The sequence below is a fragment of the Vibrio sp. 10N.261.52.A1 genome (genome assembly GCF_002876325.1).
In the GTDB taxonomy this organism is placed as follows: Bacteria; Pseudomonadota; Gammaproteobacteria; order Enterobacterales; family Vibrionaceae; genus Vibrio; species Vibrio chagasii.
Window position 1 is genome coordinate 1 of sequence record NZ_MCYD01000402.1, and the last position, 956, is coordinate 956.

At 42.8% G+C, this 956-nt stretch carries 1 protein-coding gene; it reads right to left on the reverse strand.

The genetic code is table 11. From position 1 onward, the window contains the following. Window positions 1-290: 290 nt before the first annotated feature. On the reverse strand, window positions 291-956 hold a 666-nt coding region (locus tag BCT81_RS04900; protein WP_133152556.1), incomplete at its 5' end, for an ATP-binding cassette domain-containing protein.

Consider the following 956-nt stretch of genomic DNA (forward strand, 5'->3'; position numbering starts at 1 on the left):
AATATAAGGTTTTTCTAAACTCATTTATGTCCAAAAACGAGTTGGCGAAGCAGCTCTGCGGTTGTTACCCGACTACCAGCGAACCCTGTTTAAAGTCCATCAGTTTTAGCAAACCTTCTTAACCACTGAGTTGATTTTTCATATACGCCAGAAACGAAAAATGTCGCATCCATGCGACATTTCTCTTTTGGCGGCCAAACCAGTTTTGCTATATCCATTCTAGATTTCAATCCATTAGGAGATTATTCAGAATGTACTTATAAGACGCTGTTAATCTTGATTAGTTCCCTTTAAGCGGCATTTTTTTCCGAATTATTTTCTAAGTCGAATGACGCTGCGATGAGTTTCTTGGTGTAGTCGTTTTTCGGCGCATTAAAAATCTCTTCTGCAGACCCTTCTTCCATCACTTCACCTTTTTGCATCACAAGTACACGATCTGAAAGTGCCTTCACGACCGAAAGGTCATGACTAATGAACAAGAAGCCGATATTGTGCTTAGTTTGGATGTCTTTGAGCAGGTCAATCACGGTCAGTTGTACTGAGCGATCGAGAGCTGAAGTTGGTTCATCCAATAGTATGAAAGAGGGCTCAAGAATCAACGCACGAGCAATCGCGATACGTTGTCTTTGTCCGCCAGAGAACTCATGCGGGTAGCGGTTGATTGAATTTGGCTCCAGACGAACCTCAATCAGTGCTTTACGAGCTCTTTCTAAACGTTCTTGTTTTGACAAGTGAGGTTGATGCACCGTTAAGCCTTCGGTGATGATCTCCCCAACCGTCATACGTGGCGATAAAGAACCATAAGGGTCTTGGAATACCATTTGGACATCTTTTTTCAGGTTATGACGCTGCTTGTCGTTGAGTAAGCTGACGTCTTGTCCCTTATAAACAATACGACCTGAGCTTGGCAATAAGCCGATTAACGCACGTCCAAGAGTTGATTTACCTGAACCTGA